Origin of the sequence: Corynebacterium sp. ACRPS, from assembly GCF_022346005.1 — a bacterium.
Classification (GTDB): domain Bacteria; phylum Actinomycetota; class Actinomycetes; order Mycobacteriales; family Mycobacteriaceae; genus Corynebacterium.
On sequence record NZ_JAKRMY010000010.1, the window covers coordinates 1 to 11817 of the forward strand.

Here is an 11817-nt window from a genome sequence, read left to right on the forward strand (position 1 = left end):
GAAGGCGACTACGTGGCTGGCTCCAATATCGCCGGCTTCAAGAAGGTGGCTGACGCCATGCTGGCACAGGGCGTTATCTAAACTCCCCTTCATTCACGGCTCCCCATTTCCCCGCACCCGCAAGGAATACGACCGTGAAGGCGACTACGTGGCTGGCTCCAATATCGCCGGCTTCAAGAAGGTGGCTGACGCCATGCTGGCACAGGGCGTTATCTAAACTCCCCTTCATTCACGGCTCCCCATTTCCCCGCACCCGCGGGGAGACGGGGAGCTTTTGCATTGCTGCGATGGCACGGCAGCTGTATGCGCCAGTGCCGCAGGTATGTGGAGGGAAAATGGGTTAATCGCACACGGGAAGCGAATTGAACTCGGAGAGCTTTAGCCTTCGTTGCATCGGCCTGAGGATCCAAGGCGCGCCCTCCACACAATGCGGGGTGGCGCGTTGTAGAATTCCCAGCATGTACCGTGTCTTTGAATCCCTTGATGAATTAGTTCAGCATTTGGAGCAGGCTTCTGGCTTTCCCATGACCTCCAATTGCTTGGTCCCCCGCCATGAGATGCTGGCGCTTCTCGATGACCTGCGCAACGCGCTGCCCGTAGAAATCGACGATGCGCAGGACGTTTTAGACAAGCAAGACGAGATTATCCGCGGCGCCGAAGAGCGTGCGGATAACACCATTAATGAGGCGTCTGCGGAGGCCACCGACATGGTGAGCCAGGCGCGCCAAGAGGCCGATACCACGGTTGCGCAGGCAGAAGAACATGCGCAGCGGCTAGTGGCCGATGCCGAGGCACGCGCTCAAAACACTGTTGAGCAAGCCCGCGCAGATGCGGACCGCACCATTGCTCAGGCCAATGAGGAATACGAGCGCTCGGTGGCTGAGGGCCGCCAGGAACAAGAGCGTTTGGTTTCCGAATCTGAAGTTGTGCGCCGCGCCAACGAAGAAGCCAACCGGATCGTGGAGACCGCATACACCGAATCCAACCGGCTGCGCACGGAGTGCGATGACTTTGTAGATAGCAAGCTCAGCGAATTTGAAAGCTCCCTCAGTGGCCTCTTGCGCACCGTAAACTCCGATCGTTCCGCCCTGCGCGGTGGGGCCGGCGTGCGCTCTCGCGGCGGCGACTACCTGCCGTCCACGAACGCCGGTTCTTCCCGCGGTGGTGCTAGCACCCCGCGCTACGGTGAGGGCGACGGCTACGAGCGCCGTTACACCGAGCGCTAAAGGCGTAAGTTACAAGGCACGACGCTTAAAAAGTCCTGCTGCACGGGTGATTTGCGAAAATCGCGTCACCGTGTAGCAGGACTTATTGTGCTTGTGGGAGGCTAGACCGAGCTGCGAGAGTTGGAGTAGCGCGGCGTGGGGGACGATGAGGGGGCATCGGCAAGCGCGGCGTCAGCAGTATTCGTAGCAGGGTGAGGGCGCTGGCTCTGGACCGCTACGAAGGCTACAATCCCCGCGCTGACCAGGCCGGGTAAGAGGAAGGTGACCAGGGCCGTGGTGAAGTAGGAGGTGAGCGAGGTCATCGAGCCGCTCATAAAGTCTTGGGGGAAGAACATCGCGCTAAGACTAATAACCGCGCCTGCGGTCAGGAACATGGCGCCGACGCAAAGCAGCGCGCAGGCAAGGGCTTCGCGCGAGAGCCACGTAATGGCGGCGGCGCTGGCGGAAAATACAAGGGCGCCGGTAAGCACCGTGAGGTCGAGGCCGGAGGGAATGACCAAAATCGCGCCGGAGATAAGCCCCGCACACATGCTGAGGATGAGGGCGGAGGAAAGGCGCAGGCCCTTGTCGCCGTAGATGCCAGAGTGGTCAGCCTTGGGCAGGCGATGGAGGACTAACCCAGAGATGACCAAGAAGGTGGCGGGAAGGCAGCACAACACTCCGAATCTAGGAGCGATAGCGCTCAAATCTCCTGAGGCCGCGGCCAAGTGGTAAGTCATGCTTTCAGGCTAAGGCCGCCGCGGCCTGCAGGAAAGGGAAAACCGGCAAGCCATAGCGCTTTATGCCCAAACCTTCAGTTTCTTGCCAGAAAATGCGGTCGTGCCAGCAACTACGCGGAGTTTGCGAGGCAGGGTAGACTACCAACTGTTATGACATCTCCATTGAAGTTCGATGTGGGCGAATTATTAAACGCCCAAGGCGCTGACGTAATGCCGGAACAACGCACCCAGACGGGCCCTGCACCGGAAAGGATCGGCGTGGAAATGATCGCCATCCCCAAAGGCGAAGATCTCACCGTTGCCGCGACCCTGACCCCGCTGGGTTCAGGCGTTCTGGTTGATGCAGATATCTCGGGTGTTCTCACGGGCGAGTGTGCGCGCTGCTTAAAAGAGCTACACCCGCAGCTGGATTTGCACGTGACCCAGGTTTTTGCCGCCGATGAATCCTTTGTCAGCGGCGATGACGCCGATTCTGACGATGCCGGTTCGGGCGATGAAATCCCCGAAATCCAAGACGATGAGCTGGATCTACTCCAGGCGGTGATTGATGAAGTCGGCCTGAACCTTCCCTTCGCCCCCGTCTGCGAAGACGGCTGCGATATTCAGACCCCAGAGGGTTTGACCACCGGAATCTCCGGGGAAGAAGAGGAAGAGGAGAAGATAGACCCGCGCTGGGCAGGTCTGGAGAAGTTCCTATGAGCCGCAAGAAGAAGCTGACCGGGCACGAGGCATGGGAGGCCGCCTTTGCGGCGGTGGACCACAGCTCGCTCTTGGAATCGCTCGGCGTTGCCCTGGAACCGGACAGTCTGCGCTTGGCGCTCACACACCGTTCCTTTGCCAATGAAAACGGCCACCTGCCTAATAACGAGCGCCTTGAGTTCTTGGGCGATGCCGTCTTAGGGCTATCGGTGGCCGCGAAGCTGTACGTGACGTATCCATCGCGCCCGGAATCCGATATCTCTAAGATGCGCGCCTCCATTGTCTCGCGCTATGGGCTTTCCGATATCGCGCGTGAGATTAACCTGGGTCCGCATATCTTATTGGGCAAGGGCGAGCAGTCCACCGGTGGGCGGGATAAGGATTCCATCCTTGCGGATACCACCGAGGCGATTTTTGGTGCCATTTACCGCGAGCACGGCTTTGAAACCGCCCGCGATGTCATCCTGCGCCTCTTTGCGGAAAAGATCGATAATGCCTCCGTCAGCGGGCGCCACTTGGACTGGAAGACCACCTTGCAAGAGCTGTGTGCTGAGTTGAAAGCACCCATGCCGGTCTATTCGGCTACCGCTACCGGCCCAGAACACGATCAAACCTTCAGCGCGGTTGCCACCGTCGCCGGGCTGACCGTGGGAAATGGGCAGGGCCACAATAAGAAATTAGCGGAGCAGCAGGCCGCGCAAGAAGCATGCCAAACCCTGCGCGAAACCCCGTTGCTGGTGCAAGGGACCGCCCATAAAGAAGGCTAAATAATGCCAGAGTTGCCCGAAGTAGAATCGGTGCGCCGCGGGGTGGAAACCTACGTCGTGGGCAAAGAAATTACGGCGGTAGACATTGCGCACCCGCGGGCGAACCGCGGCCAAGATGAACCGCTGGCGGGCCTTGTCGTGGGCAAGGAAATCGCCGCGGTGGCCCGCCGCGGCAAATTCATGTGGCTGGAATTCGTGGGGGAGGACCCGATGGATAGCCACCGCGACGTGCTTTTTATTCACTTAGGCATGTCGGGTCAGTTGCGCATCGGCCCTACCGATTCGCCGCACCGCCGCATCACGGTAGGGCTCAGCGATGGCACCGACCTGCACTTTGTGGACCAGCGCACCTTTGGATACTGGCTATATGCGCCGTGGTCCAAGATCTCCCATATCGGCTTGGATCCCCTGGAACCCGATTTTGATATCGCTAGCGCTGCGCGCCGCCTGCGGCAGAAGAAAACCGCGGCAAAAACGGCGCTATTGGATCAATCGCTGGTATCTGGCATTGGCAATATCTACGCAGATGAAGCGCTGTGGGCAGCACGCATTTCACCGCGCAAGAAAGCTTCTGCGCTGCGGCAAAAAGACGCCGTGGCGCTATTAAGCGCGGCGCAGACCGTGATGTCTGCCGCCCTCAAAGCGGGGGGAACGAGCTTTGATTCTTTGTACGTTAACGTCAATGGTGAATCCGGCTATTTCGCGCGCTCGCTTGCAGCTTATGGCCGCGCTGGCCAGCCATGTTCCCGCTGCGGCACGCCCATTGAGCGGTGTGTTATCGGGGGACGCTCGAGCCATTATTGCCCCCACTGCCAATAATCTCGCACCCGTGAGGTTCACGTTGTGCACCTTCAGGCAGTAAATTAATTCGCATGGAATTTCTCGAAAATGTCGTCACGACATTTAACGATGGCGTGTGGACATACATCCTGCCCTGGCTGCTTATCGGTGCAGGCCTGTTATTTGGCGCTCGTACCGCGGTGGTGCAGATTCGCAAAGTACCCGATATGCTGCGCGCCGTGGTCGAGCGACCCAACAGCGATGATGAGGATGAGGGCGCAGGAAGCGGGGGAATCTCCGCATTTAAGGCATTTACCATCTCCGCAGCATCGCGCGTGGGCACCGGCAACGTTGCCGGCGTCGCGGTGGCCATCTCCGTAGGCGGACCTGGCGCCGTCTTCTGGATGTGGATCATCGCCCTCCTTGGTGGTGCGACCGCCTTCGTGGAATCCACCCTGGCGCAGCTGTGGAAGGTCCGCAATGGCGATACGTACCGCGGCGGGCCGGCCTACTACATGAAGCGTGGCCTGGGCTGGGGCCCGCTCGGCGTTCTTTTCTCTATTGCTATCGTCTTTACCTTTGGCTTGGTCTATAACTCCTTCCAGACCAACGCCATTGTAGAGGCCGTGGCCTTTTCCTTCGGCCGCGAAGACGATGCCACCTTTGGCTCCATCATTGGCATCATCATCGCGATTGCCGCGGGCCTCATCATTTTTGGCGGCGTGAAGCGCATTGCCAATATCACCCAGGTAGTCGTTCCGTTTATGGCCCTGGCGTACCTGCTCATAGGTGGCTTCGTGGTCATTACGAACTTTGACAAGGTCCCGGGCATGCTGGGCGATATCATCGGCCACGCGCTTGGCTTTAAGGAAATCGCCGGTGCGGGCATCAGCACCGCTATGATGAAGGGCATCCAGCGTGGCCTGTTTTCCAATGAGGCCGGCGAAGGTTCTGCTCCTAACGCGGCGGCGACCGCCACCGTCTCCCACCCGGTAAAGCAGGGCCTGGTGCAGACCTTGGGCGTGTACTTCGACACCATCGTGGTCTGTACCATTACCGCCTTCCTGATCCTGCTTGGCCCGGAAGTTGCCTACGGTGAAGAGGCCGAGGGCGTTTCCCTTACCCAGGCGGCCTTGTCCGCCGAGGTTGGCCACTGGGGCATTCACTTCGTCAGCTTCATCCTGTTCTTCCTGGCTTTTTCTTCCATCTTGGGCAATTACTATTTGGCAGAAGCCAACCTGGAATACCTCACCACCAATAAGACGGTGCTCAATACCTTCCGCCTCGTGGTGCTGTTCTTTGTCTGGTTCGGTGCCGTCGGGTCCCTGCCATTGGTCTTCGCCCTGGCGGATACCGGTGCGGCGACGATGGTGATCCTGAATATCATCGCCATTGTTCCGTTATCCGGCGTGGCCATTCAATTGCTGAAGAACTTCAACGAGCAGCGCAGTAAGGGAGTCGATCCGGTCTTCCACCGCGATATGCTTCCGGGTGTGCCCGGCGTGGAGTGCTGGGACGGTTCTGACCCAGTGACCCGCCGCAGCGCTGCGGACCGTAAAATCTTGCGCGATCGCGGCGAGGCCGATCGCTACTAATGAGGATGGTGCAGTGACATGGAAAGAATGACGGCTTTTGTGCACGGCAACGTGCAAGGAGTGGGCTTTCGCTGGTGGACGCGGTCGCGCGCACTGGAATTAGGCCTTTCTGGGCATGCGACCAACCTGGCAGACGGCCGCGTGCAGGTTGTTGCTGAGGGCCCGCGCACAGACTGCGAGAAGCTCTTGGAACTATTGCAGGAGCAACCGAGCACCACCCGCCGCCCCGGCAGCGTCGATTTAGTGGTCGAGCAGTGGGCTGCTGCGAAGGGCGAAAGCGGCTTTGTCGAGCGCTAATAGCCAACCCAATGCTTGCTGCAACTCGTGTCTTAAAGGCTTGCTACACTATCCCAAATGCACCTGAAATCGCTGACGCTCAAAGGCTTTAAGTCATTCGCGTCGGCGACGTCTCTCAAATTTGAGCCGGGCATCTGCGCTGTTGTCGGCCCGAACGGTTCCGGCAAATCCAACGTGGTCGATGCCCTTGCCTGGGTCATGGGAGAGGCTAGCGCAAAGACCCTGCGCGGCGGCAAGATGCAAGACGTCATCTTCGCCGGGGCAGGCGACCGCAAGCAACTGGGCCGAGCCGAGGTCACGCTCACCATCGATAATGCCGATGGTGCGCTGCCCATCGAGTACTCCGAGGTATCTGTTACCCGCCGCATGTTCCGCGACGGCGCGAGCGAATACGAAATCAATGGGGCAAAGGCCCGGTTGATGGATATCCAGGAGCTGCTTTCTGATTCCGGCATTGGCCGAGAGATGCACATCATCGTGGGGCAGGGCAAGCTTTCTGAAATTCTAGAATCGCGCCCCGAGGATCGCCGCTCCTATATCGAGGAAGCCGCAGGTGTCCTCAAACACCGCCGCCGCAAAGAAAAAGCCCAGCGCAAACTCACGGGCATGCAGGCCAATTTGGACCGCCTGCAGGATTTGACTGATGAGCTGGGAAAACAACTCAAGCCCTTGGCGCGGCAGGCAGAAGCTGCCCAGCGCGCGGCCACGGTGCAGGCTGATGTGCGCGATGCGCGCCTGCGCCTGGCCGGAGGCCGCATCGTCGGCCTGCGGCAGAAGCTTTCCGCTGCCGAGCAGACCGCGACGGTCTTATCTACCCAGGTGGAAGAGACCACGGCGCAGCTCGAAGAAGCGACCGAGCACCAAATGGAGCTGGAAACCCAGCTGGAGGAGGTCAATCCGCAAGCGGAAGCGGCCCAAAAACTGTGGTTTGATCTCTCGACCTTGTCCGAGCGCATTGCGGCGACCCAGCGCATCGCAGAGGAGCGGGCGGATAATGCCGGGTCCCAGGTCGCCTATGCCGGCCAGGATCCGGATGATCTTGAGGCCAAGGCGACGCGCGCGGACGAGGAACACGAGGAGCTCGTGGTAGCGGCAGAAGAAGCTGCGGAGCGGTTAGAAAGCATTCGGGAGGAAGTGGCGGAGCGTCGGCAAGCATTCGAGGCCGCCGAGCACGAACATATGGCACAGGTGCGCGCCATTGCGGACCGCCGCGAGGGAGTTGTGCGCCTTTTTGCCGCCGAAGAAAAGGCGGCGGGGCAGGTAGCCAGCGCGGAAGAAGAGCTGGCGCGGCAGGAAGAGGCCGTGGCTTCGCTGCAGCGCCGCACCCAGAATGCGCAGGCAGAAGCCGCTGAGGTAGCGCAGAAGTTGGATAATTATGCCGCGGAGCGCCAGCCTTTGGAGGAGGCGCATACGCGGGCTGCCAGCGAGTCCGGTGCTGCCGATAAGCGCTTGGATCAGCTCCGCGATGCCCAGCGCGAGCGCGAGCGCAGTGTCTATACGTTGCGGTCCCGCATCGATACGCTGTCCCAGACCATCCCCGAGTCGGTCGAGGTGGGCGAAGAATTCCAGCCATTGGCCGCGTATATTTCCACCACCTATGAATCGGCGGTTGCGGCCGCGTTGGGCACCTTCGCAGAGGCGCAGGCGGGGCAGTTGACCGAGGGCTTGATTGCGGATCTGGAGAAGGGCCCGCGCTCGGCGCTGCTAGATGCGGCGGCTTCAGCGCCCGCGAGTTCGTGGCGCGTCGATGCCGATCTGCCGCCGCAAGCTTCCTGGTTGCTGGATCACGTCACGGTGCAACCTGAGGTTTCGGTGGCGTTGCACCGGCTGCTTGCCGATGTCGCCCTCGTCCCCGATATTGCCCACGGCCGGCGCCTCGTGGCCGATGATCCGCGCCTGCGCGCCGTGACCGCGTCCGGGGTTGTCATCGGCGAAGGGTGGGTCGAGGTCGGCACCGGTTCCTCGTCCACCGTGGAGGTCACCGCCCGCATCGCGGAGGCTGAAGAGGAGTTAGAGCAGGCAAATCAAGCCCTGCACGAGCTTTCTGGCACCTTGAAGGGGGCAAAGATTGCCGCCGAGGATGCCCGCGTGACGGCCGCATCCGCCAAGGCAGCATTGCGGGAGCACGATACCGAGGTTGATGCCTGGAAGCGCGATCATCACCGCCTGGAGAAGCAGTACGAGGCAAATAAGGCGGAGCTGGAAAAGTCCGCGCAGCGCGCCACCGAGATCGAGATCCGGTTGCAGAAAGCCAACCAGGAGCTTGCCGATGCCCGCGATAGGCTCGCCCGCGTCGATGCCGACGATCAACCAGACGAGCCCTCGTCCGCCGATAGGGATGCCGCCTCGGCCGCGCTGGAAGAGGTAAAATCCATGGAAATGGAGGCCCAAGTCGCGGCCCGCTCGGCGCAAGAGCGCGTGGGTCAAGTTGCCGGCAAGGCCGATAATTTGCGGCGCCAGGCCCAACACGAGCGCCAAGCGAAGGCCCGCCATGAACAGGCCATGGCCCGCCGCAAGGCGCAGGGGCAATTGGCATCAGCGGTGGCACGGCACGCACAGGACTTGGCAGCCCGGGCAAACCAGCTTTTAAGCCGCGCCACCTCCGAGCGCGATGAGTTTGTCCACGAGCGCAACTCCTTAAATTCCCAATTGCAGCAGGCCAAGCAGGCGGTATCGGCCGCACGTCAAAATAGCGACCGGCTAACAGCACGGGCGCATGAAGCAGAGCTAGCTCGTTCGCAGGCGCAGGTGCGCCTAGATGAAGCCGAAAAAAAGATTGGCGAACAACTGGGCATCGCTATCGCTGACCTTTTGCGCGATTTCACCCCGGGCGAAGACTTCGACCGCAGCGCGGAAAAGTCGCGACTGCAGCAGGCGGAAAAGGATTTGAACTCCTTGGGCAAGGTCAACCCCTTGGCCTTGGAGGAATATAAGGCGCTGGAAGAGCGCTACAGCTACCTTTCTACGCAGCTAGACGATGTCATCCAAGCCCGCCAGGATCTCGCCGGGGTGATTTCGGACGTGGATAAGCAGATCCTGCAGCTGTTTACCGATGCCTGGCGGGATGTGGAAGCAGAGTTTCCCAAGGTATTCAATACCCTCTTCCCGGGTGGAGAGGGCCGGTTAATCCTTACCGAGCCAGAAGACATGCTCACCACCGGCATCGAGGTCGAAGCCCGGCCGCCAGGCAAGAAGGTCAAGCGCCTGTCGCTGCTTTCCGGCGGCGAGAAATCCCTTACCGCGCTGGCCATGCTCGTGGCGATCTTCCGTGCGCGCCCCAGCCCGTTCTACGTCATGGATGAGGTCGAGGCAGCGCTTGATGATGTCAACCTGCGCCGGCTCATCGCCTTATTCGAGGAACTGCGGAAAGATTCCCAGCTCATTGTCATCACGCACCAAAAGCCGACCATGGATGTGGCCAATGTCCTCTATGGCGTGACCATGCGCGGCGATGGCATCACCCGGGTCATCTCCCAGCGCATGAATCCAGCCGGACTCGCGCCGGGAGCCGAGCAAGCGAGCCAGGATGCGACGCGGCTTGGAGTTGATGCACCGCAATCAACGGAATAGAAGATTTCGCCGCCCTTATGTGCCGCAAGCCCGAAAGGCTGGCACTATAGAGGCATGAATTCTTTATGGTTATGGATCGGCATAGCAGTCGTTGTCATTGTGCTGATTGTCGTCTTCATTGCAATCGGCAAAAAGCGCGGTGAATCCAAGAAGGTTTCTTTCGAAAAACCCAAGGAAGAGCCCAAACAGCTAACCCAGGAGCAAAAGTCCGGCAATTACCAGGCGAAGTCTGGCTTCAACTTTGCCCCAGCAGGCTCAAAAGAACCCGAAAAGGTAGCGCAGGAGAAGCCGCAGCAGACTCAACCGCAGCAGGCTAAGCAGCCGCAGCAGCCGGAATCTTCGGAGCAGTCAGAGCCCAGCGCCACCGATATCGCGAATGCCCAGCTCAACGGTGAAGAGCCGCCGGCGGCCAAGCGACCTGAACCGGCTAAGGATAAGAACGCTGCCCCCGATAAGGCGGCCAAGGAGGAAGAACCGCAGCGCCAAGAATCTGCATCTGACGAGCAGTCAAAGAAGTCCGCAGAACCTGAGCAACCTGCAGCGGACGGCGATGGCGATAAAGCTAAGGCCGAGTCCGATCCTGCCACCACTCCGGAACCGGAACCCAAGCCTGCGGCGGATAAGCCTGAAGGCAAAGGCGCTGCCGGTACTGCGGCTGCCGCTGGGGCCGCAGCTGGGGGAGTCGGCGCCGCTGCTGCAGCCTCTGGTGACCGCCAGGAATCCGCCGCAGATGAGGCAAAGGATCATTCTGACAAGCCGGATTCCGCGCAAGCTTCCGCACCTGCTTCCGCAAAGGCGGAAGCAAAGGATAAAGAAGTAGAGGACAGCGAGCACTCCGCCCCAGCCGCCGCCGAGAAACCTGCGGCAGAAAGTGCGAACGACTACCACCGCGGCGAGCCAGACCATGAAGAAAAAGACCCGGAAGACGTTGTATCCGTCGAGGCCGCCGAGGTAGAGGATGAATCCCCGGTCTTCGATGAGGTGGTAGATGATAAAGACGCAGACCACATCGAAGAACGCGTCGATAACCACGAGGAAGCAGAAGAAGCTGCGGCTGCAGCCGATGCACAAACGGATGCTGCGGAAGCAGCCAAGGAACAAACTCCGGTGCCAGAAGGCGAACCTGCTGCGGCGGCCCAGCCCACCGAGGACATCGCTCCGGCGGGAGGCCGCCTCGGCCGTCTGCGCGGGCGCCTCTCTCGTTCCCAGAACGCCATCGGCCAAGGCTTGATGGGAATTCTTTCCGCCGGCGATCTGGACGAAGACGCCTGGGAGGAAATCGAAGATACCCTCATCATGGCGGATCTGGGCACCAAGTCCACGATGAAGGTCACCGATTCCTTGCGCGACAAGATTGCTGAGCGTGGCGTGTCGAGCGAGGAAGAGGCCCGCGCCATGCTGCGTGAATGCCTCATCGAGGCGTGCCACCCAGAAATGGATCGCTCCATTCGCGCGATGCCCAATGACGGAAAGCCCGCCATTGTCATGGTCGTAGGCGTCAACGGCACCGGTAAGACCACCACCACCGGTAAGCTCGCCCGCGTTCTCGTATCGATGGATCACAGCGTCCTGTTGGGTGCGGCAGATACCTTCCGTGCTGCGGCTGCAGACCAGCTAGAAACGTGGGGACGCCGCGTGGGCGCCGAAACCGTGCGTGGCAAGGAAGGCGCAGACCCAGCCTCCGTGGCCTTTGATGCCGTGGCCACCGGTGTGGAACAGCAGGTCGATGTCGTCTTGGTCGATACGGCCGGCCGCCTGCACACCTCGACTGACCTGATGGATCAGCTGGGCAAGGTCAAGCGCGTCGTAGAAAAGAAGACCGAGGTTGATGAGGTCCTCTTGGTCCTCGATGCCACGGTGGGCCAAAACGGCCTGGCACAGGCTCGCATTTTCCGCGAGGTCGTGGATATTTCCGGCGTGGTGCTCACCAAGTTGGATGGCACGGCGAAGGGCGGCATCGTCTTCCAAGTGCAAGAGGAGTTGGGCGTTCCAGTCAAGCTTGTGGGCTTGGGCGAGGGTGCCGATGACCTTGCGCCATTCGAAGTCGAAGGATTCGTCGATGCCTTGCTAGGTGAGAAATAGGGTCTTCTCCCTCAACCGTTTTAGATAACTCCCCAGTACCTGGCTGCTCATTAAATGAAGTAGTCGCGGGTGCTGGGGAGTT

At 60.4% G+C, this 11817-nt stretch carries 10 protein-coding genes; 9 read left to right on the plus strand and 1 reads right to left on the minus strand.

Annotated elements, in window-relative coordinates; genetic code table 11:
* On the plus strand, window positions 1-217 hold a 217-nt coding region (locus MHX65_RS07005; RefSeq protein ID WP_239269549.1), incomplete at its 5' end, for a hypothetical protein.
* 241 nt (window positions 218-458) lie between these two features.
* Window positions 459-1226 (plus strand): DivIVA domain-containing protein, encoded by a 768-nt coding sequence (locus MHX65_RS07010; protein WP_239269449.1) that lies wholly within the window; start codon window positions 459-461, stop codon window positions 1224-1226.
* 101 nt (window positions 1227-1327) lie between these two features.
* Here MHX65_RS07010 and MHX65_RS07015 read toward each other — a convergent pair whose 3' ends face one another.
* Entirely contained in the window at window positions 1328-1945 is a 618-nt protein-coding gene (locus MHX65_RS07015; RefSeq protein WP_239269450.1) for a hypothetical protein, read from the minus strand.
* Window positions 1946-2095: 150 nt separating this feature from the next.
* Between MHX65_RS07015 and MHX65_RS07020 the strand changes: the two genes are divergently transcribed.
* From MHX65_RS07020 to ftsY, 7 genes are read left to right on the plus strand one after another with little or no spacing between them, the layout of a single operon-like run.
* Window positions 2096-2644 carry a YceD family protein gene (locus tag MHX65_RS07020; protein WP_239269451.1) on the plus strand — a complete coding sequence of 183 codons (549 nt, stop codon included), beginning with the start codon at window positions 2096-2098 and terminating at the stop codon, window positions 2642-2644.
* A complete protein-coding gene (gene rnc, locus MHX65_RS07025; protein WP_239269452.1) occupies window positions 2641-3411 on the plus strand; it encodes a ribonuclease III in 771 nt (256 codons plus the stop codon). The genes MHX65_RS07020 and rnc overlap by 4 nt, the downstream gene beginning before the upstream one ends.
* A gap of 3 nt (window positions 3412-3414) precedes the next feature.
* Window positions 3415-4230, plus strand: coding sequence for a bifunctional DNA-formamidopyrimidine glycosylase/DNA-(apurinic or apyrimidinic site) lyase (mutM, locus tag MHX65_RS07030; RefSeq protein WP_239269453.1), 816 nt, complete (start codon window positions 3415-3417; stop codon window positions 4228-4230).
* 53 nt (window positions 4231-4283) lie between these two features.
* Window positions 4284-5786 (plus strand): alanine/glycine:cation symporter family protein, encoded by a 1503-nt coding sequence (locus MHX65_RS07035; RefSeq protein ID WP_239269454.1) that lies wholly within the window; start codon window positions 4284-4286, stop codon window positions 5784-5786.
* 18 nt (window positions 5787-5804) lie between these two features.
* Window positions 5805-6083 carry an acylphosphatase gene (locus MHX65_RS07040; protein ID WP_239269455.1) on the plus strand — a complete coding sequence of 93 codons (279 nt, stop codon included), beginning with the start codon at window positions 5805-5807 and terminating at the stop codon, window positions 6081-6083.
* Window positions 6084-6140: 57 nt separating this feature from the next.
* Entirely contained in the window at window positions 6141-9653 is a 3513-nt protein-coding gene (smc, locus tag MHX65_RS07045) for a chromosome segregation protein SMC (RefSeq protein ID WP_239269456.1), read from the plus strand.
* Between the two features lie 54 nt (window positions 9654-9707).
* On the plus strand, window positions 9708-11735 hold the full coding sequence (ftsY, locus tag MHX65_RS07050) for a signal recognition particle-docking protein FtsY (RefSeq protein ID WP_239269457.1): 2028 nt from the start codon (window positions 9708-9710) through the stop codon (window positions 11733-11735).
* Window positions 11736-11817 lie beyond the last annotated feature (82 nt).

Bases quoted from the DNA above. Each gene is read 5' to 3' on its own strand.
- MHX65_RS07010 (WP_239269449.1), top strand. From the start codon at position 459: ATGTACCGTGTCTTTGAATCCCTTGATGAATTAGTTCAGCATTTGGAG.
- MHX65_RS07015 (WP_239269450.1), bottom strand. From the start codon at position 1,945: ATGACTTACCACTTGGCCGCGGCCTCAGGAGATTTGAGCGCTATCGCT.
- MHX65_RS07020 (WP_239269451.1), top strand. From the start codon at position 2,096: ATGACATCTCCATTGAAGTTCGATGTGGGCGAATTATTAAACGCCCAA.
- rnc (WP_239269452.1), top strand. From the start codon at position 2,641: ATGAGCCGCAAGAAGAAGCTGACCGGGCACGAGGCATGGGAGGCCGCC.
- mutM (WP_239269453.1), top strand. From the start codon at position 3,415: ATGCCAGAGTTGCCCGAAGTAGAATCGGTGCGCCGCGGGGTGGAAACC.
- MHX65_RS07035 (WP_239269454.1), top strand. From the start codon at position 4,284: ATGGAATTTCTCGAAAATGTCGTCACGACATTTAACGATGGCGTGTGG.
- MHX65_RS07040 (WP_239269455.1), top strand. From the start codon at position 5,805: ATGGAAAGAATGACGGCTTTTGTGCACGGCAACGTGCAAGGAGTGGGC.
- smc (WP_239269456.1), top strand. From the start codon at position 6,141: ATGCACCTGAAATCGCTGACGCTCAAAGGCTTTAAGTCATTCGCGTCG.
- ftsY (WP_239269457.1), top strand. From the start codon at position 9,708: ATGAATTCTTTATGGTTATGGATCGGCATAGCAGTCGTTGTCATTGTG.